At 62.9% G+C, this 23,469-nt stretch carries 22 protein-coding genes; 10 read left to right on the forward strand and 12 right to left on the reverse strand.

Going from position 1 to position 23,469, the window contains the following annotated elements; translation table 11 throughout:
* Positions 1–129: 129 nt before the first annotated feature.
* Positions 130–915, reverse strand: a complete 786-nt coding sequence (locus ANTHELSMS3_RS04200) for an alpha/beta hydrolase (RefSeq protein ID WP_094036919.1) — start codon at positions 913–915, stop codon at positions 130–132.
* A gap of 80 nt (positions 916–995) precedes the next feature.
* Between ANTHELSMS3_RS04200 and ANTHELSMS3_RS04205 the strand changes: the two genes are divergently transcribed.
* From ANTHELSMS3_RS04205 to ANTHELSMS3_RS04215, 3 genes are all read left to right on the forward strand, one after another.
* The gene (locus ANTHELSMS3_RS04205; RefSeq protein ID WP_094033782.1) at positions 996–2,462 is read left to right on the forward strand and encodes an NAD-dependent succinate-semialdehyde dehydrogenase; all 1,467 of its coding nucleotides are present in this window, start codon (positions 996–998) and stop codon (positions 2,460–2,462) included.
* Complete coding sequence (locus tag ANTHELSMS3_RS04210; RefSeq protein WP_094033783.1) at positions 2,462–2,824, forward strand: hypothetical protein; 363 nt, start codon at positions 2,462–2,464, stop codon at positions 2,822–2,824. The genes ANTHELSMS3_RS04205 and ANTHELSMS3_RS04210 overlap by 1 nt, the downstream gene beginning before the upstream one ends.
* A 251-nt stretch (positions 2,825–3,075) precedes the next feature.
* A complete protein-coding gene (locus ANTHELSMS3_RS04215; RefSeq protein ID WP_094033784.1) occupies positions 3,076–4,278 on the forward strand; it encodes an aminopeptidase P family protein in 1,203 nt (400 codons plus the stop codon).
* A 59-nt stretch (positions 4,279–4,337) separates the two neighbouring features.
* On the opposite strand, the gene ANTHELSMS3_RS04220 is transcribed toward ANTHELSMS3_RS04215, so the two are convergent.
* Positions 4,338–4,889: a hypothetical protein gene (locus ANTHELSMS3_RS04220; protein WP_254694840.1), complete on the reverse strand. Its 552-nt coding sequence runs from the start codon at positions 4,887–4,889 to the stop codon at positions 4,338–4,340.
* Positions 4,890–5,006: 117 nt separating this feature from the next.
* Here ANTHELSMS3_RS04220 and ANTHELSMS3_RS04225 point away from each other — a divergent pair, with 117 nt between their 5' ends.
* From ANTHELSMS3_RS04225 to ANTHELSMS3_RS04235, 3 genes are all read left to right on the forward strand, one after another.
* Positions 5,007–5,339, forward strand: a complete 333-nt coding sequence (locus tag ANTHELSMS3_RS04225) for a hypothetical protein (RefSeq protein ID WP_157733392.1) — start codon at positions 5,007–5,009, stop codon at positions 5,337–5,339.
* 96 nt (positions 5,340–5,435) lie between these two features.
* Positions 5,436–5,705: a hypothetical protein gene (locus ANTHELSMS3_RS04230; RefSeq protein WP_094033786.1), complete on the forward strand. Its 270-nt coding sequence runs from the start codon at positions 5,436–5,438 to the stop codon at positions 5,703–5,705.
* A gap of 14 nt (positions 5,706–5,719) precedes the next feature.
* A complete protein-coding gene (locus tag ANTHELSMS3_RS04235) occupies positions 5,720–6,334 on the forward strand; it encodes a DUF1523 family protein (protein ID WP_094033787.1) in 615 nt (204 codons plus the stop codon).
* 56 nt (positions 6,335–6,390) lie between these two features.
* Here the strand turns inward: ANTHELSMS3_RS04235 and ANTHELSMS3_RS04240 are convergent, their stop codons facing one another.
* From ANTHELSMS3_RS04240 to ANTHELSMS3_RS04255, 4 genes are all read right to left on the reverse strand, one after another.
* On the reverse strand, positions 6,391–7,800 hold the full coding sequence (locus tag ANTHELSMS3_RS04240; RefSeq protein WP_157733393.1) for a hypothetical protein: 1,410 nt from the start codon (positions 7,798–7,800) through the stop codon (positions 6,391–6,393).
* Positions 7,801–8,131: 331 nt separating this feature from the next.
* Positions 8,132–9,004, reverse strand: coding sequence for a dimethyl sulfoxide reductase anchor subunit family protein (locus ANTHELSMS3_RS04245; protein WP_094033789.1), 873 nt, complete (start codon positions 9,002–9,004; stop codon positions 8,132–8,134).
* Positions 9,004–9,753, reverse strand: a complete 750-nt coding sequence (locus ANTHELSMS3_RS04250; protein WP_094033790.1) for a 4Fe-4S dicluster domain-containing protein — start codon at positions 9,751–9,753, stop codon at positions 9,004–9,006. The genes ANTHELSMS3_RS04245 and ANTHELSMS3_RS04250 overlap by 1 nt, the downstream gene beginning before the upstream one ends.
* A gap of 118 nt (positions 9,754–9,871) precedes the next feature.
* The gene (locus tag ANTHELSMS3_RS04255) at positions 9,872–12,685 is read right to left on the reverse strand and encodes a molybdopterin oxidoreductase family protein (RefSeq protein WP_094036921.1); all 2,814 of its coding nucleotides are present in this window, start codon (positions 12,683–12,685) and stop codon (positions 9,872–9,874) included.
* Positions 12,686–12,918: 233 nt separating this feature from the next.
* Between ANTHELSMS3_RS04255 and ANTHELSMS3_RS04260 the strand changes: the two genes are divergently transcribed.
* Positions 12,919–13,770, forward strand: a complete 852-nt coding sequence (locus ANTHELSMS3_RS04260; RefSeq protein WP_094033791.1) for a phosphate acyltransferase — start codon at positions 12,919–12,921, stop codon at positions 13,768–13,770.
* 4 nt (positions 13,771–13,774) lie between these two features.
* On the opposite strand, the gene ANTHELSMS3_RS04265 is transcribed toward ANTHELSMS3_RS04260, so the two are convergent.
* From ANTHELSMS3_RS04265 to ANTHELSMS3_RS04285, 5 genes are all read right to left on the reverse strand, one after another.
* On the reverse strand, positions 13,775–14,929 hold the full coding sequence (locus ANTHELSMS3_RS04265; protein WP_094033792.1) for an acetate/propionate family kinase: 1,155 nt from the start codon (positions 14,927–14,929) through the stop codon (positions 13,775–13,777).
* 3 nt (positions 14,930–14,932) lie between these two features.
* Positions 14,933–16,726, reverse strand: a complete 1,794-nt coding sequence (xsc, locus tag ANTHELSMS3_RS04270) for a sulfoacetaldehyde acetyltransferase (RefSeq protein WP_094033793.1) — start codon at positions 16,724–16,726, stop codon at positions 14,933–14,935.
* Between the two features lie 120 nt (positions 16,727–16,846).
* Positions 16,847–17,692, reverse strand: coding sequence for an SHOCT domain-containing protein (locus ANTHELSMS3_RS04275; RefSeq protein WP_094033794.1), 846 nt, complete (start codon positions 17,690–17,692; stop codon positions 16,847–16,849).
* A 186-nt stretch (positions 17,693–17,878) separates the two neighbouring features.
* Positions 17,879–18,031: a hypothetical protein gene (locus ANTHELSMS3_RS04280; protein WP_157733394.1), complete on the reverse strand. Its 153-nt coding sequence runs from the start codon at positions 18,029–18,031 to the stop codon at positions 17,879–17,881.
* 52 nt (positions 18,032–18,083) lie between these two features.
* Complete coding sequence (locus ANTHELSMS3_RS04285) at positions 18,084–19,274, reverse strand: glycosyltransferase family 4 protein (protein WP_094033795.1); 1,191 nt, start codon at positions 19,272–19,274, stop codon at positions 18,084–18,086.
* A 211-nt stretch (positions 19,275–19,485) separates the two neighbouring features.
* Here ANTHELSMS3_RS04285 and ANTHELSMS3_RS04290 point away from each other — a divergent pair, with 211 nt between their 5' ends.
* From ANTHELSMS3_RS04290 to ANTHELSMS3_RS04300, 3 genes are read left to right on the forward strand one after another with little or no spacing between them, the layout of a single operon-like run.
* A complete protein-coding gene (locus ANTHELSMS3_RS04290) occupies positions 19,486–20,895 on the forward strand; it encodes a hypothetical protein (RefSeq protein ID WP_198319876.1) in 1,410 nt (469 codons plus the stop codon).
* Between the two features lie 11 nt (positions 20,896–20,906).
* On the forward strand, positions 20,907–22,193 hold the full coding sequence (locus ANTHELSMS3_RS04295) for a glycosyltransferase (protein WP_094033796.1): 1,287 nt from the start codon (positions 20,907–20,909) through the stop codon (positions 22,191–22,193).
* Positions 22,190–22,693 (forward strand): GNAT family N-acetyltransferase, encoded by a 504-nt coding sequence (locus ANTHELSMS3_RS04300; RefSeq protein ID WP_157733395.1) that lies wholly within the window; start codon positions 22,190–22,192, stop codon positions 22,691–22,693. Before ANTHELSMS3_RS04295 ends, ANTHELSMS3_RS04300 begins: the two co-directional genes overlap by 4 nt.
* Positions 22,694–22,808: 115 nt before the next feature.
* Here the strand turns inward: ANTHELSMS3_RS04300 and ANTHELSMS3_RS04305 are convergent, their stop codons facing one another.
* Positions 22,809–23,297, reverse strand: coding sequence for a serine O-acetyltransferase (locus ANTHELSMS3_RS04305; protein ID WP_094033798.1), 489 nt, complete (start codon positions 23,295–23,297; stop codon positions 22,809–22,811).
* Positions 23,298–23,469: the final 172 nt, after the last annotated feature.

Genomic DNA, 23,469 nt, shown 5'->3' on the forward strand with positions numbered 1-23,469 from the left:
GCAGCCCGATCCGCAATCCTTGGATACCTTACCTATTTTTTCGCGTTTTTTCCGCGCCGCCGAAATCTGCGCCCGTCTTTTGCGCTTTTTCTTGGTCCAAATACTCAATCCAACCGCGCCACAGGCGGCTCAATCCGACAATAGGCGGGCCACCATCGCACTGTCCGGATCTGCCAAGGCGTCGATCACGTCGAAATGGTGTTTGCCTGCGTCCTCCACCAGATCGCACTGCCAGACCTTGGACAGCTTGCGCGCCTGATCCAGAAAGGCGGGGCGCTCATCGCTGCCAACCCAGACCGTCACCGGGCAGGCCGGCGGCGGGGTGTAGATCGGGCTTTCGGCGCGCGCCTCGGCCTCATCAATGCGCAGGTCCGCATTCATCGAGGTCTGCATCAGGGGTCGCAGGTCCGACAGCGGTGAGATGGGCAGGATATGCGCCAGCCGCGTCGCCACATCCGGGTCCAGCACCGCACCCATGCGCGCCGCCAGATGCCCGCCTGCAGAATGCCCCGCCAGCCGGATCGGTCCCGGTATCTCTGTCGCTGCTACCGTCACCGCACTGGCGACCTGCCGGGTGATGTCGGAAATGCGCACCCTGGGGCAAAGATCATAAGACGGCATCGCCACCGCCCAGCCGCGCGCGCGCGCACCCTCTGCCAGATGCGACCAGCTCGAACGATCAAACCGCAGCCAATAGCCGCCGTGGACAAACACCACCAACCCCTTGGGTGCGGTATCGGGCAGGAACAAATCCAGCGCGGCCCGCGTTCCATGACCATACATCAGCCCAAGACGCGCCCGCCCCGCCACCGACAGCCTTTGGCGATAGGCCTCGGCAGCGGCGGTCCAACGCGGGGGATAGGCATCGCTATCGGGGATATGGGCAGCATTGGCGTAGGCGTCGTCAAGGTCCATCGTTTTCTCCATTTTGGCCCTATACTTCCCCTGCAACGGGTGTTTTGCCTTGGGCAAGACCTGCACGGAGGATTTATCGAATGCGCGACGATGCGACCAATCTCAAGAGCCTATTGAAAGACCCCAGCCTGCTGGAGCCGCGTGCCTACGTCAACGGCGTCTGGATGGACGGAGATGCCACTTTTGACGTCACAAACCCGGCGCGCGGCGACGTGATCGCCGAAGTCGCGGATCTGTCGCGTGCGGACGTGGCACGCGCGGTCGAGGCCGCCTATGCCGCGCAAAAGGACTGGGCCAAGTGGACCGGCAAGGAACGCGCCAGCGTGCTGCGCACATGGTTTGAACTGATGATGGAACATCAGGACGACCTTGCCACCATCATGACCGCCGAACAGGGCAAACCGCTGGCCGAAGCCAAGGGTGAGATCGCCTATGGTGCCGCCTTTATCGAGTTCTTCGGCGAAGAGGCCAAGCGCATCTACGGTGAAACGATCCCCGGCCACCAGCGCGACAAACGCATCACCGTAATCAAACAGCCCATCGGTGTGGCCGCGTCGATCACCCCGTGGAACTTTCCAACCGCGATGATCACGCGCAAGGCCGCCCCTGCGCTGGCCGCTGGCTGCGCCTTTGTCGGGCGTCCGGCCGCCGAAACGCCGCTGTCGGCGACGGCCCTCGCCGTGCTTGCAGACCGTGCAGGCATCCCGGCAGGCGTGTTCAACGTCGTCACATCCTCGCGGTCCTCGGACGTGGGCAAGGAGTTCTGCGAGAACCCCAAGGTCCGCAAGCTGACCTTCACCGGCTCCACCGAGGTGGGGCGCATCCTGCTGAAACAGGCTGCTGATCAGGTGATGAAATGCTCGATGGAGCTGGGCGGCAACGCGCCATTCATCGTCTTTGACGACGCCGATCTGGATGCCGCGGTCGAAGGCGCGATTGCCTGCAAGTTTCGTAACAACGGCCAGACCTGCGTCTGCGCCAACCGGATTTACGTGCAGGACGGTGTCTATGACGCCTTCGCCGAAAAGCTCGCCGCCGCCGTGGGCAAGCTCAAGGTCGGTGACGGGCTGGAGGCGGGCACCGATCTGGGGCCACTCATCAACCAAAGCGCCGTCGACAAGGTCAAGGAACACATTGCCGATGTGACCGCACATGGCGGCACGCTGCTCTGCGGGGGGGAGGCACAAGAGGGCACCTTCATCACACCCGCGATCCTGACCGGCGTGACCCAGGACATGAAAGTCGCGCAAGAGGAAACCTTCGGCCCGATGGCACCACTCTTCCGGTTCAAGGATGAGGACGAGGTGATCGAGATGGCCAATGACACCATCTTTGGCCTTGCGTCCTATTTCTACGCCAAGGATCTCAGCCGCGTGTACAAGGTGGCCGAGGCGCTGGAATACGGCATCGTCGGCGTGAACACCGGCATCATCTCGACAGAACTCGCCCCCTTCGGCGGGGTCAAACAATCCGGCCTTGGCCGCGAAGGCAGCCACCACGGCATCGAGGACTACCTCGAGATGAAATACATCTGCATGAGCGTCTGATGACCGGCCTCCTCGCGCCCAATTCCGGCCCGTCGCAAAACGATCTTGCGGCTTGGCGCGAGGACGCCCGCCACGGCGAAGGATCGCCCTGGCTCAAGGCAGCCCAGGCCGATGCCCTGGCCCGCTACGCGCTGAAATACGGCGAGGGCGTCCACATGATGGAGGCCATCGCCCCCCGCTTTCGCGAACCGCCCCGCGATGTGTCATGGGAAATCCTCGGAGACGATCCCGAGGGTGACAACTGGGACGACCACCAAAATCCGCAACAGGCCTATAGGCTGTTCCAGAAAAAACTGCATTGGGCGCAGCGCGACGGCGCAGTTCTGCACTACAAAATCTGGCTAAAAAAGGCCGGACACTAAGACTCAGGGCCCGGCCCCCGTTTCTTCTGTCCGGAAATATCCCGGGGAGCGCGAGGGGCTGGCCCCTCGCTCCCGAAAACGACACGCGCGCGCCGCTGACAGACTTGCACCCGCGCCCGCATCGCGACAATCTGCGCGCGGGCCGACGATGGCGTCGTCACCTGTGCGCCCCCCTTTTTTCGTCCTGAACGCCGGGATCTTGCTTTGCCAGCGCGGCGAGCAAAGAGCCGTCGCGCCTCAGGAGGATCATCATGCACCGTCCACAGTTCCACCGCTTTCATCAGGGGGACCGTGTTCTCCCCTTTACATCGCAAGAGTATGACGTCCGGCTCAAGGGGCTGCGACAGGCCATGGCGCAAACGGGGCTGGATGCGGTTGTTCTGACCTCGATGCACAACATCGCCTATTACTCGGGTTTTCTGTACTGCGCTTTCGGGCGCCCTTATGCCCTCGTCGTGACGCCCACCGACAGCGTGACGATCAGCGCGGGCATCGACGCGGCGCAGCCGTGGCGGCGCGGCCACGGCGACAACATCACCTACACCGATTGGGAGCGGAACAACTACTGGCGCGCGATTGCATCTGTCACCGGCGCAAACACGGCGCTGGGATATGAGGCCGATCACATGACGCTGGCGCAAAAGACGCTGATGGACTCGTTTCTGTCCCCTACCCGCGCCATTGACGTGGCCCCGGCCACCATGCGGCAGCGGATGCATAAATCGCCTGCCGAGATCGACCTGATCCGGCACGGCGCGCAAGTGGCCGATGTGGGCGGCTATGCGATCCGCGAGGCCATCAAACCCGGCGTGCGGGAAATCGACGTCGCCATGGCGGGGCGTGACGCAATGGAGCTGGAAATCGCCCAACGCTTTCCCGATGCGGAATACCGCGACACATGGGTCTGGTTTCAGTCAGGCATCAACACCGATGGCGCGCACAACCCGGTCACGGCGCGGGTGCTGGAGCGCGGCGATATCCTGTCGCTGAACACATTTCCGATGATCTCTGGCTACTACACCGCCTTGGAACGCACGCTGTTTGTGCAAGAGGTCGATGACGCCAGCCGCGCCATCTGGGACTCGAACGTCGCCGCCCATGAATACGGCATGAGCCTGTTGAAACCGGGGGTCTCCTGCGCGGAGGTGACCGAGCAGATCAACGTCTTTTTCGCCGAGCGCGACCTGCTGCAGTACCGCACGTTCGGGTACGGGCACAGCTTTGGCATCTTGTCCCACTACTATGGACGTGAGGCCGGTCTGGAACTGCGCGAGGATATCGACACGGTGCTGGAACCGGGCATGGTGATCAGCATGGAGCCGATGCTGACAATCCCCGAAGGCGCGCCCGGCGCGGGCGGCTACAGAGAGCATGATATTCTGGTCATCACCGAAGACGGCAATGAGAACATCACCGGCTATCCCTACGGGCCGGATTTCAACGTGGTGGGGTAAGGCACCTTCTGTCAGCGCGGGCGGCGCGGGGGTCATGCCCTCGCCACCGCCCGCGTCCCTTACAGCCCGAAATTGGCCATATCAGCGAAATCCATCGCCTCTAGCAGGGGCCGGGTCTGATCCGGGTCGCCCTCCGTCTGCACAAGGATGCGGTTGGCGATCAGCGCCATCATCTGCTTGTCCTGAACCGCGAATTTCTGACGCTGGATGCGTTCTGTCTTCATGCCCATAACGGCGGCATTGGCGATCATGCCGGACATGCTCATCACCATCGGGTTGTCTGCCATCAGCGTAATCTTGACCCGCGCGCCACCCGCATCGGTATAGGTCGCCTCTGCGCCGACGCCGCCGCCCATCATGGCCAGTCCAGCGCCCATTTCGGTGCTCACCTCACGGGTCCAGCCCTCGGGCGCCTCGGGCAGATAGCTGCCAAGGCTGGCGGTCTTCATGTCCAGCAGCGCGCGGCGGGCCATGTCCAGTTCATCAAGGGCGTATTGGATGTCACCATCCTCATACGCCTTGAGCGCGGATTCCATCAGGTCGGAGACATCGTCTGCCTGTGCGGGCAGGGCCAGCGAGGACATCATCAGAACGGCAAAAATACGGGTCACGGAAAACTCCCTTCGTTAAATCACTGGACGCATTCTGTCAGACGATCCGCCCTTCGGGCAAGTATGGGAATCGGCATACCGTTGCGCCGGCGGCGTTCTGCCCTCATGACTGGGGCCATGATCGCAGACCTCCTTTTGCCCTCTCTGGGCCTGATGCTGTTGGCCTTTGTCGTGACACGCGGGGTCGAGATGCTGGTGCCGGAAACCGTGCTCGGGCTGGCCGTCATGGCGCTGGTGTCAGCTATGCTGTGCTGGGTACTGGCCTCGGCAGGATTTGCCGTGCTGTACGGGGTGCAGGACGGGCGCATTCTGGCGCTGTTGGGACAAACACCAAGCACCTCTGCCGGGCATTTCCTGCGGTTGGGCGCCAAAGCGGCGCTGCTCTGGGCGCCGATCCTGCTGCTGACCGTATCGACCGCGCCGCGGCGCTGGAAAACCGCCGTTTGGTGACCCGTCTGCGCCAATCGCGCCCGCGCGGCACGTCCGGGCGCATTCCCCGTTGATTTTTGCCGCCACCCGTATCACGTCAAATACAGGAGGTAGAGCATGTTGGCACTGGCGCGGTTCCTGATCATGGCGGCGGTCGTGCTCACGGTGATCTACGGGTCGTTGTGGTTCTACCTGCGTTCGCGGCGGCGTGATCTGCTGGAGACTGACTGGGCCGCCGACCCGTCCGAGACGCGCAGTCAGGACGATTATGTGCGTGACGGACTGGAAACCTACGACAAGCGGCGGCATCGCATGCTTGTGCTGCTGGTCTACATCGTGCCTCTTTGCCTTGTGAGCCTCATCGTGTATCTGACCAACTTCAACTAAAAGGCGCCGCACGCATGAAATACGTCAAATGGACCCTGATCGTTCTGTTCTGGACGCTGGTGGCCGGGTTTCTGCACTATACCTTGCCGCAGCATGACGTGGTGCGGATCACCGACACCTATGAAACCCGCGTGAACCCGGGGGAGAACCGTTGGTTCTGGACTCAGGCCGATACGGGCGACGACCCGCTGGCCGCGCGCGATGTGTTCTTTATCCAGACTCGGCGCGCCAACGATTCGATCATGGTGTACCGGAACGAGGACACCGGCTGGGGCTGGCCGCCTTATTTCAAGTTCGACACCTCGAACCTGCAGGCAGAGGCGGCGGATCTGAAATCGACCTCGGACAATCCGAAATGGGCGGTGATCCGGCACTATGGCTGGCGGAATGAGTTCATTTCGATCTATCCCAACGCGGTGTCGATCCGCCCGGTGGATGGCCCGGACGTGACGATCATCCCGTGGATGAACATCATCCTGCTGAGCGCATTGGTGGCGCTGTTCTGGGCGCTGCGCGTGCGCTGGCGGCGGTTCTGGTCCAGCCGGGTGGACCCGGTTCTGGAAAGCGCGGGCGACAGGCTGGATGAGGGCGGCGACCGCATCAAGGGCCTGTTCAACCGGTCGAAATAGCCCCCGGTCCGATGCAGTGTGAATCTCGGCCAACACTGGCCGAGGTTCTTGGTCAGTTAGAGCCCGTTGTCCCGCAAAAAGCTTTCATACCGCCTGACCAGTTCTGGATCTACCGGGTTGCCGCCGCGATTGCAGGCACCGTTTTGTGTCCGGCCCCACACGTCTTTCAAAGTCTCTTGCGGGATACCGTCGAATGAAAAAGCCCGGTGCCTTGCATAGATGTCGGGATCACCATGCTCGGCTGCGCCGTATTCCATGCAGATACACATGGCGACGGCCCCGCGGTCGGGAACATTTCGCCCCTGAATGCGGGCCTCTTGCATATAGGCCGGATAACACTGCGCCATGAATTGACGCCAATCCGGCTGAAAGCCCGTCGCTGCCGCGGCGGCCAGTTCTTCCGGGAGTAGCGCCACGCCGGCAAGCCTTGCAATCCCGGCTTTCAACTTTCGGACATTCGGGCCATCGCACCCTTCGAGTTGCACGAGCCGTGCGGCGGCGGCATCAATCACGCCGATTGATTCAGGCGATGACCAAGAGGCGCTCATGGATCGGACGAAAGGTTCGAAACGCTCTTCCACGAACAAGGGATCGACGCTGGATGCGGAAAAGGACGTCCTGCTCTGGCCCTTCAGATTGCGCTCGTTCATCTCGATGGTGGTCCGGATGTCGATACGCACAACGGGCGCGATCAGGCAGTTGCGCGCGTTCGGATTGTAGCTCCAGCCTTCCAACACGCGCAAAGCCGCAACGCGCAGTTCCTGCTCTGTGGCCATGTCCGGTTTGTCCCGCAGAAGGGACATTAGCCCCTTTTCATCGGTCAAGCCCGCAAGCGGCGCGGGCAGGGCAACGTCGCCTGGCTGTGCTGTCCCGGCGATCCGGATGATCCCGTCAACGACCGTGAGCGGACCTTCACGGGGCACCAACCCGCCCTCGGTGTCCCAGCGGTCATCTGGACTGGCCCGCCAGAACAGCTGGAGCGGCTCGCCCGTCATGACCTTTTGCTCAAGCAGACCGACCAAGGCGCGGGAGTCCCCAACCCGAGACATTTCATAGCCCGCGCGCAGACCGGCACGATGGGCCGGGCTCAAAGGATCCACAGCCTCAATGATCCGTGTGTTCATCTCTTGCGCGTAAAGGATACCCGTTTTGGCATAGACAACCTGACGCGCCCGTTCATTTGCCAGCTCATAGTTGTTCCCGCTGAGCGCGACCATGAACGCCTCGCCGCCCTGCGAATCGGGCGGTATCGGACGGCCGCCGGGCTGTATGAATTCCACCCCGTCTCGCAGCGCAGTGTCTACGCAGGCCAAGTCAAAACACCCGAAATCCTCCCCATCCAATGGCCGTATCCTGAAGCCGGGAAAGACGAGGCCTGTCTGGAACTGCGGCTCAATACGCGGGACAAGGATATTGTAGTTCCCGAAGGTAAAGCCGTCCGGGCCGTGCGCCAGCTCAAATCCCATGATCTGACGCACCACAGCAGAAGCGTCCGGCAGCGGGTCAGCCTCTTGAAATGGCTTTAGGTTTTCGGTCTGGGCCGCCGCGCCGGTTGCGACGGAAAACGCGGATATGATAGCAGCAATAATGTTCTAAATTGGCCCTCGTCTGTTGCGCGGTTGCTGACCGACCATCGCTTTGATGACTTCGAACATTCATTTCCCTCCAATTTCCATATTGAAAATTGCGAGAAAAAGGAACTTTGGGGCCGGGCAGCGGCCTATTGGCCCGTCCGACACCCAGAATTGTCTTCGAAACGGCGATTTTTTTTCAAGGTTCGCAATGAAAGGGAGGCGCTCAGCGTTTCCCGTAGTAGAGGCCAACAACGTGTTCGGCCTCTGCAAAGAACAGCCAGCGCGACACCAGCACGCCCGCCACATGGGACAGCACCGCGACCACGGCCAGCAGATGCCCGAAGGGCAGCAGCAACAGAATTGCAGGCAGCACCGCCATCAAGACTAGCGCGATCAGGCGCAATTTCTGCCCGTGTTTGCGCCCGACGACAAAGACCATCTCGCGCAGCAGGTAGTTGGAGCCGGTGTGCGGCGGTTCAAACGCGCGGACCTTGCCGATGTGGCCGAGGCCGGTGGCGCTCTCGATCGTTGTGCCCGACGTCGCCAGCCGCTGATCCCCCGCCAGCCACCAGCCCGCCTGCGCCAGTGCGGCCAGCACGATCAGCACAAGGCCGGTGGTGACACGCCCCGACAACAGCGCGCCGCCGCCCAACGCGTAGAGTTGGAACAGCACCGGCGTCGACCAGTGGTGCCAGCGCGGCACGGTCTTGAGCTGAGTGTAAATCATCGAGGTAGTAAAGACGGTCGCCAGACAAAGCGCCGCGCCCAGCCAGCCCAAAACGGTGATCTGAAGGTTCAGGAACACCAGCAGTGCGGCGTAAATGCCCATGACGGTCAGCGCCGCCACCGCCATCCACGCCTCGCGCGACAGCCAGCTTGACCGCCACTGAGTAAACGCCTTGAGCGCGCGTTCGGGCCGACCAAGGTGCAAAGCCGATGCCATCAACCCACCCACCGCCAGCAGGTAGCCGATGAGGAAAAAGGCAAAAGCGACCCAGCCGGTTGGCGCGGTCGGGTCGATCCCCAGCCAGAACAGCAGGCCTAGCCCGAGGCCGGAAAAGGTGGTGAAGGCGATGATAGACGGAGCCGGATGCATCAGAGTTTCTCCAGCGTCTTGTCGATCCACGCGAGAAAGCCCTTGGGTTCCTCGGCCACGGGTTCAAGGAAGGGGGCCAGCACGTCGACCTCTCCCTGCCACGCATCCTTGGGGCGCGGCGGCAGGTATTTGTTGACGGGTTTGGTGCCCTGTTCGGGCATCAGGTCCATGCCGCCGCGTTCGGCGACCAACTGGCTGACATCGCTGTCGGGGTCGCCCAGATCACCGAAATGCCGCGCGCCCGCCGGGCAGGTGCGCACACAGGCGGGGGTGCGGTCCTCTTCGGGCAGATTTTCGTTGTAGATGCGGTCCACGCAAAGGGTGCATTTCTTCATCACACCTGCGGCCAGATCCAGTTCCCGTGCGCCGTAGGGGCAGGCCCACGCGCAAAGACCGCAGCCGATGCAATCGGTCTCATTCACCAGAACGATGCCGTCCTCAGTGCGTTTGTAACTGGCCCCGGTGGGACAGACGGTGACGCAGGGCGCGTCCTCACAATGCAGGCAGGATTTGGGGAAGTGGATCAGTTGGGCGGGGGCATCCTGTGGTTGGACCTCATAGCTGTGGACACGGTTGAGGAAAGTGCCCGAGGGGTCCGCGCCATAGGGGTGCTGATCCGACAGGGGGGCGCCGTAGTTTTCCGTATTCCAGCCTTTGCAGGAGATCACGCAGGCATGGCAGCCGACGCATGTATCGAGGTCGATTACAAGGCCGAGTTTGCGGTCGGTGGTTTCGGGGAGGACGGTCATTGCGTGCCCCCGTGATCCAGCGGAGCCGCTGTCGCGGCACAGGTTTTATTGGGCTGGGGGCGCTGCCCCCGTCTCCCTGCGGGAGCCTCCCCCGGGATATTTTTGGACAGAAGAAGCATCAGGACGGAATCTTCCATTTGAGTTGGTCCGGGCCTTGGCCGACGGGAGACATGAGTTTCTCGAAAGCGGGCTGCGCCTCTGCCGGAGGGGCGATTTTCTCGATACGGACACGCAGGTCGAACCACGCGGCCTGCCCGGTGACCGGATCGGAGTTGGACCACCTGAGGCCATCGCCTTTGGGTGGCAACAGTTCGTGGATGATGTGGTTGAGGAGAAAGCCCTTGGTCGCCTCAGGCGCGTCGGGTTTCAGGGCCCATGCGCCTTTGCGTTTGCCGATGGCGTTCCATGTCCAGATCGTATTTGGGTTGAGAGCGGCCATTTCAGCCACCGGCACCGTGATGTCGCCGTGCGGCGAGGTGATGCGAGCCCAATCGCCGTCCTGCAAGGCGTGGTCGCGCATCAGGCGTGTGGGCAGGTACATCGGGTTGTGGCCGTGCAATTGCCGCAGCCACGCGTTCTGACTGCCCCAGCTGTGGTACATGGCCATCGGGCGTTGGGTGAGCGCGTGGATGGGGTAGCCGTCCGGGTCGTCCGTTTCCGGCGCGTACCAGATTGGCAGTGGGTCGAGTTTGTGGGCGATTTGCGCGCGCAGGTGTTCCGGGGGCAGGATGTCGCCCTTGCCCTCACCGGCGCGCTGGAAGCGGCGCAGGGGTTCGACGTAAAGCTGGAAGATATAGGGCGTGGCGGCATCGAACAGGCCGGTTTGCACCGCCCAGTCCTGATAGGCCATGTTCCACGGTTTGTAATACGCCGCCTCTTCGGGGATGTGCATGGTCCAGAAGCCGCCATTCGCGATATAGCTGTCGATCTGTGCCTCATTTGGGGCGCCACGCCCGTGTGTCAGGCCGGTCTCTGCCATACGCCAACCCGCCAGCGGGCCGATGCCCGGTTTGCGTTCGTGGTTCATGATATAGTCGGCGTAATCCGCGTATTTTGGCGCGCCCGTGTCATCGACCATGCCAGGCAGGCCAAGCCGTGCGCCGAGGTCTAGCAGGACAGACTGAAAGCCACGCACGTCGCGATCCGGTTCCACCACCGGCCAGCGGATTGCATCGGCGGCAGCATCAGGTTCCGAGATCGGGCGGTCCAGCAGCGAGATACAGTCGTGCCGTTCCAGATAGGTGGTGTCGGGCAGGATCAGGTCGGCGTAGGCGACCATTTCCGAAGAATAGGCGTCCGAGTAGATGATGTTCGGGATGACGTAGTCACCATTCTCATCCGTGTCGGTCAGCATCTCCATCACGCCGCTGGAATTCATCGAGGAATTCCACGCCATGTTGGCCATGTACAGGAACAGCGTGTGGATCTTGTACGGGTCCCCGGCATGGGCGTTCGAGATCACCATATGCATCAACCCATGTGCGGACATGGGGTTTTCCCATGTAAACGCCTTGTCGATGCGCAGCGGGCTGCCGTCCTCTGCCAGGGCCAGATCCTCGGGGCCGTGCGGATAGCCAAGGTGCGGGCCGTTTAGAGGCTTGCCGGGGGTCGCCTTGGCATGAGGGCGGGGGTGCGCCTCGGACGGTTTTGGGTAGGGTGGTTTGAAGCGCATCCCGCCCGGCGTTTCGACCGCACCCAGCAGGATTTGCAGCACATGCAGCGCGCGCGCCGTCTGGAACCCGTTGGCATGGGCAGAAATGCCGCGCATGGCGTGGATCGCCACGGGGCGACCGATCATCGTCTCGTGCCGTTCGCCGCGGAAATCGGTCCAAGGGCGGTTTAGGGTGATTTCCTCGTCAAAGGCGACGCGGGCCAGTTCGGCGGCCAGCGCGTGGATGCGGTCCGGGGTCAGTCCGCAGCGGTCTGCCACCGCCTCGGGTGTGTATTCGTCCGCCAGGTAACGGTCGGCGATCAGATGCATGACAGAGGTATGCGTGACGCCGGCGCGGCGGATATGGCCGGTCAGGTCGGGGCGCACGCCGGGGGTGTCCCATGCCATCAGCTTGCCGGTTGGACGGTCGATCACCTGCGGCTTGCCGTCCTCATCGCGCAGGAACAGGCCGTAATCGGGCGATTTTTCATCGCCATTCAGCAGCACCGGCGCATTGGTGAACTGCGCGAGGTAACCGAGGTCGATCTTGCCCGCCTTCAGCAGGCAGTGGATCAGCGACAGGATCAGCAGCCCGTCTGTACCTGGCGTGATGCCGATCCAGTCATCCGCCACCGCGTTATAGCCCGAGCGGATCGGATTCACGCCGACGATCTTGGCACCGCGTTCCTTGAGCCGCCCAATGCCCATCTTGATCGGGTTGCTGTCGTGGTCTTCGGCCACGCCGAACAGCAGGAACAGCTTGGCGTGTTCCCAGTCGGGTGAGCCGAACTCCCAGAACGCGCCGCCCATGGTGTAGATGCCCGCCGTCGCCATATTGACCGAGCAAAAGCCGCCGTGCGCGGCAAAGTTCGGCGTGCCGTAGTTTTGCGCCCACCAGCCGGTGAAGCTCTGCGATTGGTCGCGCCCAGTGAAGAAGGCCAGCTTTTCTGGCGCTGTCTCGCGCAGGGGTTTCAGCCAGCTTACAGCGGTTTCCAGCGCCTCATTCCAGCTGATTTCTTCGAACTGGCCGGACCCGCGTGGGCCGACCCGGCGCAAGGGTGCGCGCAGACGCGAGGGCGCGTTGTGCTGCATGATGCCCGCGCTGCCCTTGGCGCAGAGCACCCCCTTGTTGATCGGGTGATCTCGGTTGCCCTCGATATAGGCGACCTTGCCACCTTTCATGTGCACGTTGATGCCGCAGCGGCAGGCGCACATGTAGCAGGTGGTCTTGCGAATCTCGTCCGAAACCTTGGGCGATGTGTCAACCTGCGGCTGTGCCATGTCCCCTCCCATCGGGCTCCGGCCCGTCGCGCGCCGGATCATACATCATTCGTAAATCAATTCCGCCAATCCGCAAGCGGTCCCCAATCTGTTTCAGTTTCTGCAAAAAATCGAAACCATTTTCCCGAATAAAGACCAAACTTCGGGGCGTTGGCGCGTTTGGCCAACGCGCTTGATCATGGCGTGTCGGTTCCTGCATTCTCCGCCGAAAGGGAACAGGAAAGTGACCGGGCATGGGTGTATTGGACCGCGCAGTTGATCGGGCAAGGGCACGGCAGGCGCGCGTCGTCTTTCCTGAGATGGCGGAGCCGCGTGTGGCGGCGGCCTGCGCCCGGTTGACGGCCGAAGGGCTGGCGCAGCCGATGGGCCTGATCCCCCCGTCCGATGCCATGCTGGCAGCCCTGGTCGAGGGGCGCGGCCTCAAGGAACCCGTGGCGCGGCGGATGCTGGAGCGGCCGCTGTACCGCGCTGCTGCCATGGTCGCCGCCGGAGAGGCAGAGGCTATGGTGGCCGGGGCCGACGCGCCCACGCGGCGGGTGATCGAGGCGGCCGCCATCGGGATCGGTCTGGCCGAGGGGGTCACGCTGCCGTCGTCGTTTTTCCTGATGATCCTACCGGATGGGCGCGAATTGATTTTTGCCGATTGCGCGGTGAACGTGGCCCCGGATGCTGACGGGCTGGCCGCCATTGCGCGGGCATCAGAGACCACGGCAAAGGCGCTACTGGGCCGGGCGCAGGTCGCCCTACTGTCGTTTTCCACCGGCACCAGCGGCGCGGGCGACAGCGTCGACCGGGTGCGCCGGGCGGCAGAGATCACGGGCTTTGCCGGACCATTGCAAGCGGATGCGGCGTTGAATCCGGTGATTGCCGCAAAAAAGGGGTTGGGCGCGGGCGATGCCAATGTGCTGGTCTTCCCGGACCTCGATTCAGGCAATATCGCGTACAAGTTGACGCAGGAACTGGCCGGGGCGCAGGCGTTGGGGCCGATCCTGCAAGGATTTCGTCGCCCGGTCTGCGACCTGTCGCGCGGCACCACCGTGGACGATATTGTCGCCGCGACGGCGGTGACGCTGGCGCTGGGTTGAACGGTCATGCCATGATCACAAGATCGCGCGCGGCCTGAGCGATCATGCGTTCCTCTTCTGCCGGTAGCACCCAAGCTGTGACCAGTGTGCCGTCGTCGTGTAGACGCGGCGCGTGCCGCGAGTTTTTTGCTGGGTCATAGCGCGCACCAGCCCATGTCAAACCGTCAAGGATACCCGCCCGGATCATTGCAGAGTTTTCGCCGATGCCGCCGGTGAAGACGATGGCATCCAGCCCTTGCATCGCGGCAATCAGGCTGCCGGCGTGGCGGCGCGCCCAATAGATGAAATGGTCGATGGCAAACCGGCTGGCGGGGTCGCCACGGGCCTCTAGCGTGCGCATATCGGATACCCCGCCCGACAGGCCCGCAAGCCCGGACCCGTGGTCCAGCAAGTGCCGCGCGCCGTCTATCCCGCGCTCTTCGGCCAGCCGCAGTACGACACTGGGGTCGATGCTGCCGCATCGTGTGCCCATGGTCAGCCCGTCAGTGGGCGAATAACCCATCGTCGTTGCCACGCTGTGCCCGCCCCGAATGGCACAGGCCGAGGCGCCGTTGCCAAGGTGAAAGGCCAGCACGCGGTCGGGCAGCGCACCGGCGAGCGTTTCCAGCCGCTCTACCAGACCGGCATAGCTGAGCCCGTGAAACCCGTAGCGCCGCAGGCCGTTGTCGGCCAGTTCCTGCGGCAAAGCATAGCGCAGCGCGACCTCTGGGTTGGTCGCGTGAAATCCGGTGTCGAAACAGGCCACCTGCGGCAGATCGGGGGCCAAGGCGGCCAACGCGTCCATGGCGGCAAGGTGGTGGGGATTGTGCAAAGGGGCCAGCGGCGTGCAAAGGGCAATCTCGTCTCGGACTTGCGGCGTGATCCGCACCGGCTGTGTCAGGCGGGGACCGCCATGCACGACGCGATGCCCCACCACACGCAGGTTGCCCAGCAGCACCCCCTGCGCATCCAGCGCCTCTAGCAGCACCGCCAGAGCCGCGCGATGGTCGCACGCCTCCACATCCCTGCGCAGGACGCCAAGACGCAGGGTCGCCTGCGGCCCCAGCCCTTCGATCCCGCCGCGCAAAACCTCGTGCAGGACGCTGTCAAAGACGGCGCATTTGATCGATGACGACCCGACGTTCAGGACAAGGACGTCACCACACGTCGGGTCACTCATGAATTATTCCGCAGCCTTTGCAGGCTGTTGCGGAACCATATCAGCGGCATTGATGCCCGCGACAGAGACGGGTTTCTTCATTGCGTCGCGGCGGAACGGCTCTCCGAGTTCCTGATTGATCATCGCCTCGATCAGGGTGGTTGTGCCGTGCTCCATCTGGTCCTTGATCGCGGTGTTCAGCGCCTCGGTCAGTTCGTCCATCGTGCGGGTCACAACGCCCTTCAACCCGCAGGCCTTGGCGATACCGGCATAGCTGACCTGCTCATCCAGTTCGGTGCCGACAAAGTTGTCGTCGAACCAGAGAGTCGAGTTCCGCTTTTCCGCGCCCCACTGGTAGTTGCGGAACACCACCTGCGTGATCGCCGGCCAATCGCCGCGCCCGATGGCGGTCAGTTCGTTCACCGCGATGCCGAATGCGCCGTCCCCGGCAAAGCCCACCACCGGCACATCCGGGCAGCCGATCTTGGCCCCGACGATGGAGGGCAAACCATAACCACAGGGGCCGAACAGGCCGGGGGCAAGGTATTTGCGCCCCTCGTCAAACGACGGATAGGCGTTGCCGATGGCACAGTTGTTGCCGATGTCCGAGCTTATGATCGCCTCGCGCGGCAGCGCGCTCTGAATCGCACGCCATGCCATGCGGGGGCTCATCCAATCCGGCTTGTCCGCGCGGGCGCGCTGGTTCCATGTGGTGCCCGGATCGTCGTCCTCATGGGTCATTTCGGTCAGTTGCTGCGCCCAGCGCGACTTGGTCTCGGCGATTTTGGCCTTGCGGTCGGCGCGGCCTGCATCGCCCGCCGTATCGGACAGTTGGCCAAGGATGCCGCGCGCCACCTTGGCCGCGTCCCCTACGATTCCGACGCTGACCTTTTTGGTCAGGCCGATGCGGTCGGGGTTGATGTCGACCTGAATAACCTTGGCGTCGTTCGGCCAGTAATCCATGCCATAGCCCGGCAGAGTCGAAAACGGGTTGAGGCGAGTGCCAAGGGCCAGCACCACGTCGGCGTCCTTGATCAACTCCATCGCCGCCTTGGAGCCGTTGTAGCCCAGCGGCCCTGCAAACAGAGGGTGCCCGCCAGGGAAAGCATCATTGTGCTGGTAACCGACGCAGACCGGCGCATCCAGCCGTTCGGCCAGCGCCATCGACGCCGCGATCCCGCCCGCCGACAGCACCACGCCCGCGCCGTTCAGGATCACCGGGTTCTTTGCGTCGGACAGCAACGCCGCCGCCTGCGCCACTGAGTTCTCACCGCCGGAGGAGCGTTCAAAGTCGATCGGCTCGGGGATTTCGATGTCGATCACCTGAGTCCAGAAATCGCGCGGAATGTTCAACTGGGCCGGACCGCTGGCGCGCTTGGCCTGCGCGATGACGCGGGTCAGCACCTCGGCCACGCGGGTCGGGTCACGGACCTCTTCCTGATAGGCCACCATGTCCTCGAACAGTTTCATCTGTTCGACCTCTTGGAAACCGCCCTGACCGATGGTCTTGTTCGCCGCCTGCGGCGTGACCAGCAGCAGCGGCGTATGGTTCCAGTAGGCGGTTTTGACGGCGGTGACGAAATTGGTGATGCCGGGGCCGTTCTGGGCGATCATCATCGACATCTTGCCGGTGGCGCGGGTGTAGCCGTCGGACATCATACCGGCGCTGCCCTCATGGGCGCAGTCCCAGAATTTGATCCCGGCCTGCGGAAACAGATCGGAAATCGGCATCATGGCAGAGCCGATGATCCCGAACGCATGTTCGATCCCGTGGCGCTGAAGCACCTTCACAAAGGCTTCTTCGGTGGTCATTTTCATAGGCCGCGTTCCCCAAGCAAAGGCGCCGGCAAAAAGCGCCGGCGGTTTTGGGGCAATCTACCGGCGGCTCACGCCGCCGGATAGGGCCAGTTGAAAGGCCCGATTAAGACCAGATTGCGATTACAGCCGCGACAGCAGTTCGGACTTCTTCGCGGCGAACTCATCCTCGGACAGGATGCCCATGTCCCGCAGGTTACCCAGCTTTTCCAGCGCGGCAAAAATCTGGTCCGAATTGCCGCCCTGCTGCGCGGGGGCCGGGCTTTGCTCCATCCGCATCGGCTCTGGCTGCTGGACAGGCTCAGGTTCGACAAAGGTCGGCTCGGGCTGGGTGGTGAACGACGGCTCGGGCGTGGATGCACCGGAGTTTTGCCCGGGAACAATCGGCAACTGGTTCAGGTAGACGGTGCCGAACTGGCTGGTAAAGGTCCAACTGGCGTCGCCCGATTGCTGCTGACCGACGCCGCCAATCAGGTGGTCGCCAGTGTCGTAGACGGTGACCTGACCGTTTAGGTTCACGGCCAGACGCCGCGACTGCGGGAAAATGGCGTAGCTGAGGTTGTTCTGCGAGCCTTGCGAAGACGGCTGACCCAGATCGGACGGCCACCATGAGCCAAAGCTGCCACCAGAGAAGGTCATCGACGCGCCGCCCTGCTGCTGGCCTTGATAGCTGCCTTGCGGCTGCGGTGTCGGCGCGTAGAACGCACCTTGGAAATAGGCATTGGAGATCTCGCCACACAGGTTGTTGACCGTGTTTTTCAGACCATTGTTGAACATATCGCCAACCATGGTCATGCCGCCGGCCTGCCATTGGCCCATGCCGCCCAGTTCAGGAATGTTGAACTGCGCCTGCGAACCGCCGCCGCGCGATACGGCATCCATCATGGATTGAACAGCGTCAAGGCTGAGGCCATAGTTCTGGCTCAGGCGGGATTGCACGGCTGCGCCGTGGTCGGTGAGGGGGGACATGTAAGGCTCCAGCCGATTCTCGGCATCCAAAGGTTTCGCTGCGCCGTAGCATAAACATGGTCTAAGGGCCACCCGGCGCTGTTTCACAGCGCCGTCATGACCCCAATTCCGCCGACGAGCCCCAAACTGACTGCCCAGAAAACGTCCAGAGAACGTCCAGCTTGAACCAGCCTCGGGTCTGAAACCTCATCCGACCCAGTGGTAAATCGTCAGCGCCACGCGTTTGCGTTCCATCAGCGCGGCCGACACCGCCAGCGGCCAGCCCATCCCCGGTTTCATCCCGTGATATACCCCGGGCAGCGACACCGCGCGCCGCATCGCAAATTCCGAAGGGATCATAGCCTGCCCCACGCCGCATTGCAGCACGCGTAGGCCCGCCGACGCCCCATATTCAGGCCGCCGTGTCCGACGACCCATCACGCTTGCGCGCCACGGCCTCTTGCAGCAAATCGGCGGTTGTCTGCCCCCAGGAATCCCAGTTCAGTTGCGTTTTGAACTCTTCGCGCGCGGACTGGCAGAGCCGGGCATAGGACGCAGGGTCATCGAGATAGCCAAGGATTTTCTGCGCGAAATCGGCCGCGTCGGCCCCCGGCGGCAGGGCGTGTCCCGTGATCCCGTCGCGTACCGGCACACCGCCGACCCGCAGGCACAGCGACGGCAACCCATGCGCCGCCGCCTCGCAAAAGGCGAAGCCGTAGGATTCGAACGATGGCATCACCATGAAGTGCGCCTCGGCCAGCGCGGCGTTGAACTGTGCCAGATCCGCAGGTACCGCCTTGTTAAGTTGCGAATGCACGGTCACATGCGCATTGCAATGAACCCTTGGCGGCTGACAGCCGATCACGGTCAGCCGCGCATCAACGCCCTGCGCACGCAATTCCATCATCGTGTCAAACGCCTCTGGCCCGCCTTTGGCGGACCAGTTTCGACCGATCACCAGCAGCCGGACAGGTGCGTCCCGCCGCAATGTGTTGGATGCGGCGGGCGGTGGCGTTGCGATGTTGGCCCCCCATGGCACCAGATGATTGCGCCCCGGGTCGACGCCATAGCGCGCCGTGACCGCGTCCTTTAACCAGGCAGAGGGCCACAACAACAGGTCGGCCTGCGCCAGAGCCGCGCGTTCGCGCCGTTCCACCCATTTGTCCAGCAACGGCCCCACCACAAAGACCCGCTTGTGCGCCCGCCCCACCTCTGACAGGCGATAGACGGTCTGCGTCGCGTCCGAGGTAAAGGCCGTGACCATGCCCGTAGGTGTCCGGACTCCGGCCAATGCGTGCAGAGCATAGGCGCCAAACAGCACGTCATACCCGCCGCGCTGCAATTCCGCCTCGATCCCACGTGCAATCACCCGGCGCAGCGCATATTGCGCCCGCCAGCGCGCCCGCAGGTTCAACGCCTCCGGCATTGCATGGATCAAGCGCCGCACAGGTTCGGCCCGCGCCCAGGTCTGGGGCAGGATGGTCACGTCACCCGCGTGCTTTTGCAGAGCGTCGTGAATCCGCGCATTGCCACCGGAATACAGTGTCCGGTCCAGCGGAGACATGTCGCAAAGATAAGCAATGCGCAGCCGTTCGCGGGTCATTTCTCCTCCAGGTTGCTCTCGATTGCCCTGCAATGCTAGCACATCCGGGCAATATTGCGGCCAAGCAACGACCATAGACAGGTTTTGCGCCTCAATTACACGTTGCAGCCAATTTCACGGTTTTGCTGCAATGCAGCCGCGACTTTGCCTTTGCCGATTGGTAGGAACACACAAACCCGGCGCACGCGTGCGTCCCAACCGCAAAGCGACCATGCCCAACCAGATCGCCTTCCTTGCACTGGCGGCAAGCCCGATCTTCGTGGCCGTGATGTTGTCACGGCTGTCGGTAGAGCGTGCCTTCATCTGGTCGATGATGCTGTGCTACCTGTTCCTGCCCGAACCGCCGGCCGTCTTCGATTTTCCGATGATGCCGCCGCTGGACAAGCACAATCTCCCCGCGCTCATGGTCTTTGCCATCCTGCTGGGACGGCGTGAGCCCAGCGGCTCGCTGCTGCCGGACTCTGTACTGGGCAAGACCCTTGTGCTGACTTTTGTCTTTTCGCCGATCATGACGGTGATCAACAACGGCCAACCGGTCTTTTTCGGCCTCGTCGGCCTGCCCGCTCTGGGCCTTAAGGATGCCGCCGCGCTTGTACTGGAACAATTCCTGCAAGTGTTGCCGTTTCTGCTGGCGCGTCAGCACCTTGCCACCGGCGGTGCGCAAAAGGAACTGTTGTGGGCACTGATGATCGGCGGTCTGGTCTATACGCCGCTCATGCTGATTGAGACGCGCCTGTCGCCCCAACTAAACAACTGGGTCTACGGCTATTTCCAGCACTACTTTGCGCAGACCATCCGGTTTGGTGGCTACCGGCCCATTGTATTTCTCTATCACGGCATCTGGGTCGCCTTTTTCCTGATGACCTCGGTTGTGTCGGCCTTTGCGCTGTGGCGTTGGCACAAGGGGGACGGGCGGTGGAAACTGCTGGGCGTGGCGCTGTATCTCACGCTGATCCTCGTTTTGGCCAAATCGCTGGGGTCGCTGATCTTCGTGGTGCTTCTGGTCCCGCTGGTCGTGCTGTTGGCACCGCGCACGCAGGTGCGCATTGCCGTGCTGATCGGTGCGATGACCCTAGCCTATCCGCTGCTCAAGGGGGCCGATCTGGTTCCGCAGGAACAGATGCTGGAACAGGCGACCAAGATTGACCCGGACCGCGCCGGATCACTGCGCTTTCGTTTTCACAATGAGGACCAGTTGCTGGAGCGCGCTTATATCAAGCCGATCTTTGGCTGGGGCAGTTGGGGGCGCAACCACATCCTTGACCCCTATAGCGGAGCGATCCTGACCGTCACCGATGGCTTTTGGATCATTTCCATCGGCACCTATGGCTGGATCGGGTTCCTTGCGCAGTTCGGCACGTTGCTGTTGCCGCTGGCGCTGATCTGGCGGGCGATGGGCAGCCATCGCAATGACGCCATTTCCCCTTTTGTCGGACCGTTGTCGCTGATGCTTGCCATCAACGTGTCTGACATGATTCCCAATGCCACGCTGACCCCGCTGACCTGGCTGCTGGCCGGGGCGCTGACCGGCTACGCCGAAAAACTCCGTCAGGCCGCCCCCACCCAGCGTCGGGGCCATGCCAACCATACCGCCGAAACCCGGCGCCGCACGGTGATGTAGAAAGGCTGCTCATGACCCAAAGGCTTCGTGTTCTGCTGGTGGCGGACGAGTGCAATCCCGAATGGCCCTCGCTGCCCATTGTCGGATACAAATACGCGCTGGAGATCGGCAAACTGGCGGATGTGACCGTGGCAACCCATGTGCGCAACCGCGAGAACATTGAGAAATCCAGCCCCGGCATCCCCTTTGCCTATATCGACAACGAATGGATCGCCTCGCCGATGTACCGGCTGGCCCGGATGATCCGGGGCGGCGATGAGGTCGGCTGGTCGACCTCGATGATCTTCAACTATCTGCCGTACCTGGCCTTTGAGCGCGGCGTCTGGCGGCATTTCCAAAAGGAACTGACATCAGGCGGGTTCGACATCGTGCACCGTATCACACCGATGTCGCCCACCCTACCCAGTTGGCTGGCGCACAAGGTGCCGCAGCCCTTTGTGATCGGGCCGCTGAACGGCAACCTTGACTGGCCGCGCGCCTTTGCCGCCGAACAAGCGCGAGAGAAAGAGGGGCTGCGCAAGCTGCGCAATGCCTACAAATACCTGCCCTACGCGCGCAGCACTTATGACGATGCCGCCGCCGTGCTCTGCGCATTTTCCCACACCCGCGCCGACCTGCCGAGGGTCGAGGACGCGCGCATCGTCTCTTTCCCAGAGATCGGATTTGACCCGGCGATCTTTCACGCGACGGGGGCCAAACCAGCAGGCAGCCGTGGCGAAGGGAGGCTCAATTTCCTCTACGCCGGGCGCCTTGTACCTTACAAATTACCCGAACTGCCGCTGCGCGCCTTCGCGGCGTCAAGCACCCTGCGCCGCCATCACCTGCACATCGCAGGCGACGGGCCAGAGCGCCCAAGGATGGAGGCGCTGATCGCCGAACACGGCCTGCAGGACTGCGTGACGATGCACGGGCGCAAATCACAGGCAGAGGTCGCCGACATGATGCGCGCCTCAGACGCCTTTGTCTTTCCCTCGATCCGCGAACTGGGCGCTGGCGTGGTGATAGAGGCGATGGCCTGCGGATGTCAGGTCATCGTTGCCAACTACGGCGCGCCGGGCGATCTGGCGGATGAGGGGCGCGGCGCACGGGTGGACATGGCAGGGATCGACCGGATGGTCGACGGCTTTCGCCTAGAGATGGAGGCCTGCGTCGAAACCCCAGCCAACGTGGCAGACACCGCCGCCCGCGCCAAAGCCTATGCCGACGGGTTTTTCCCCTGGGCGCGCAAGGGCGAAAAAACGATGGCGGTCTATGAAGCGCTTATGGCGGGAGAACCTTTGGCCGGATTGGGCTATTGACCGCGTTCACCACCCCACACCTGACGGTTCGCCCTTGGGAACCCGTATTGGACGTCACAGCGGCGCGCCACCTGTTGGAGGCACGTTTGCCCACCCTGCTGACTCCTGCGGTGCTAGAGCACCTGCCGCCCGATTTCGGCCGGGAAAGTGGCCCATGCGGCATTGCCCACTGGATCGAAGCCCGCCGCAAAAAGGCGCAGGTCAGCCTTGTCGAACGAAATTCGGAGCTGATCGGCCTGCTGTTCCTGTTTTCGCCGGAAGGCGAGACGACACGCCACCTCGGCTACTTGCTGTGCGAGGACGGTTGGGGGCAAGGCTATGCGTCTGAACTGGTGCAGGGCCTTGTGGCACACTTGCAGAACGGTCCGCCCCAGATCCTGCACGCTGGTGTCACTTTCGACAATCCGGCCTCCGCCCGCGTCTTGCTCAAGGCCGGGTTCAGCGAAGACCGGCCCAACACGCAGGACGACATACGCAGGTTCACCTTTGCCATCGATTAAAACGCCCACCCCAAGACGTGACTCGGCCTTGCGCTTCTTCTGTCTAAAAATATCCATTGGGGCGACCGTAGGGAGACCGGAGCGCGCTCAAAACACTCTCCCGGCAAGACGCCCCCTACCCGCCCGAGATCACCCGCGCCGGCACCCCGGCCACCGTGGCCCCGGCTGGCACATCGCGCGTCACGACCGCATTTGCCCCGATCACCGCGTGATCGCCCACCGTCAATGGCCCGATCAGCTTGGCTCCCGCGCCCACATCCACATGACCTCCCAACACCACCGGACCCGCCAGCGTCACCTGATGAAAGATCATACAATTCACACCGATCCTTGCGCCTGGATGGATGATGATCCCGGTTGGATGGGTCAGCCGCAGCCCGCCCCCCACCTGCGTGGTCAGATGCAGCTCGCTCTGGCACATCAGCGACCAGAACCAGTGATTCAAGACCCAGTAACGGGACAGGCCCCGACCAAGCACGCCGCGCCCGCGACAGGCCTGATAGCGGCGCACAGCACGGATCATCTTTTTGCCCGGCTCCCAGAAACGCTCTATCCGCTCCCGCGACCAATCCGGCACCTGTGCCGATATGCCCGTATCCGCCATGTCCGCGCCAATGCCCGTGATCTGCCATATTCCTGCCCTGAAATGCGGTATCCTAAGCGATATGGCAACACTCTGAGCGCAGACTGCCCGCCAAGCAGGGCGCCGGACATCTCCGGAGAACCCGGAAGGACAGACATGACGCGCCTGCGCGACGGACGAGGATACAGCCCGG

The organism is Antarctobacter heliothermus (genome assembly GCF_002237555.1).
In the GTDB taxonomy this organism is placed as follows: domain Bacteria; phylum Pseudomonadota; class Alphaproteobacteria; order Rhodobacterales; family Rhodobacteraceae; genus Antarctobacter; species Antarctobacter heliothermus_B.

Excerpts from the sequence above, each read along its gene's own strand:
- ANTHELSMS3_RS04245 (WP_094033789.1), bottom strand. The coding sequence starts at position 9,004 with ATGCATCCGGCTCCGTCTATCATCGCCTTCACCACCTTTTCCGGCCTC.
- ANTHELSMS3_RS04280 (WP_157733394.1), bottom strand. The coding sequence starts at position 18,031 with ATGATCCCTTCGGAATTTGCGATGCGGCGCGCGGTGTCGCTGCCCGGG.
- ANTHELSMS3_RS04285 (WP_094033795.1), bottom strand. The coding sequence starts at position 19,274 with ATGACCCGCGAACGGCTGCGCATTGCTTATCTTTGCGACATGTCTCCG.
- ANTHELSMS3_RS04250 (WP_094033790.1), bottom strand. The coding sequence starts at position 9,753 with ATGACCGTCCTCCCCGAAACCACCGACCGCAAACTCGGCCTTGTAATC.
- ANTHELSMS3_RS04230 (WP_094033786.1), top strand. The coding sequence starts at position 5,436 with ATGTTGGCACTGGCGCGGTTCCTGATCATGGCGGCGGTCGTGCTCACG.
- ANTHELSMS3_RS04225 (WP_157733392.1), top strand. The coding sequence starts at position 5,007 with ATGATCGCAGACCTCCTTTTGCCCTCTCTGGGCCTGATGCTGTTGGCC.
- ANTHELSMS3_RS04295 (WP_094033796.1), top strand. The coding sequence starts at position 20,907 with ATGACCCAAAGGCTTCGTGTTCTGCTGGTGGCGGACGAGTGCAATCCC.
- ANTHELSMS3_RS04265 (WP_094033792.1), bottom strand. The coding sequence starts at position 14,929 with ATGAGTGACCCGACGTGTGGTGACGTCCTTGTCCTGAACGTCGGGTCG.
- xsc (WP_094033793.1), bottom strand. The coding sequence starts at position 16,726 with ATGAAAATGACCACCGAAGAAGCCTTTGTGAAGGTGCTTCAGCGCCAC.
- ANTHELSMS3_RS04260 (WP_094033791.1), top strand. The coding sequence starts at position 12,919 with ATGGGTGTATTGGACCGCGCAGTTGATCGGGCAAGGGCACGGCAGGCG.
- ANTHELSMS3_RS04215 (WP_094033784.1), top strand. The coding sequence starts at position 3,076 with ATGCACCGTCCACAGTTCCACCGCTTTCATCAGGGGGACCGTGTTCTC.
- ANTHELSMS3_RS04240 (WP_157733393.1), bottom strand. The coding sequence starts at position 7,800 with ATGGGATTTGAGCTGGCGCACGGCCCGGACGGCTTTACCTTCGGGAAC.
- ANTHELSMS3_RS04290 (WP_198319876.1), top strand. The coding sequence starts at position 19,486 with ATGCCCAACCAGATCGCCTTCCTTGCACTGGCGGCAAGCCCGATCTTC.
- ANTHELSMS3_RS04305 (WP_094033798.1), bottom strand. The coding sequence starts at position 23,297 with ATGGCGGATACGGGCATATCGGCACAGGTGCCGGATTGGTCGCGGGAG.
- ANTHELSMS3_RS04205 (WP_094033782.1), top strand. The coding sequence starts at position 996 with ATGCGCGACGATGCGACCAATCTCAAGAGCCTATTGAAAGACCCCAGC.
- ANTHELSMS3_RS04210 (WP_094033783.1), top strand. The coding sequence starts at position 2,462 with ATGACCGGCCTCCTCGCGCCCAATTCCGGCCCGTCGCAAAACGATCTT.
- ANTHELSMS3_RS04235 (WP_094033787.1), top strand. The coding sequence starts at position 5,720 with ATGAAATACGTCAAATGGACCCTGATCGTTCTGTTCTGGACGCTGGTG.
- ANTHELSMS3_RS04200 (WP_094036919.1), bottom strand. The coding sequence starts at position 915 with ATGGACCTTGACGACGCCTACGCCAATGCTGCCCATATCCCCGATAGC.
- ANTHELSMS3_RS04275 (WP_094033794.1), bottom strand. The coding sequence starts at position 17,692 with ATGTCCCCCCTCACCGACCACGGCGCAGCCGTGCAATCCCGCCTGAGC.
- ANTHELSMS3_RS04255 (WP_094036921.1), bottom strand. The coding sequence starts at position 12,685 with ATGGCACAGCCGCAGGTTGACACATCGCCCAAGGTTTCGGACGAGATT.